General features: G+C 59.5%; 1 protein-coding gene. It reads right to left on the bottom strand.

All coding sequences use genetic code 11. The features are described from left to right. The coding region (locus tag ACW5W7_RS21310; RefSeq protein ID WP_456503003.1) for a hypothetical protein at positions 1-439 on the bottom strand (439 nt) is incomplete at both ends.

The following is a 439-nucleotide window of genomic DNA, read 5'->3' as shown; positions in this document are numbered from 1 at the left end:
CTTCCGCGATGGTGATATTGAGGGTGCCACTGGTGCTGTCGTTGTTGCCAGCCCCCTTGTCGTGGTCCACCACGTTGATCTGGAACGGCAGTTCCTTGCTGGCCCCGTTACTCTGATCCACCCCCTGATACAGGGTCACCTTGTAATCGAAACCGTTGCTGGCGGCGTTGTTCAGGTTGCCGCTGATCTCGACCTGCAGCACCTCGACCCGCACGCCGTTGATTTCCACATAGCCTTTCAGGATCTGGTTGCCCGGGATGCTGGGATCCCCATCCACCAGCTCATAGATCACCGGCTTGCCGAGAGCGGTCAAGGCTGGCTGCTGGCTGACGTCGGCAAACGACACCTCCTGCACCCGATCAGACCCGGCGTTAATCTCGAAATGACCGGTACCGGTCAAGGCATTGCTGCCATCGAGCGCGCGCTCATCCAGATTGAC

The sequence above is a fragment of the Aeromonas intestinalis genome (genome assembly GCF_054052485.1).
The sequence above is the reverse complement of the archived record's forward strand: the minus strand, read 5'-3'. Positions and strand labels throughout refer to the sequence as shown.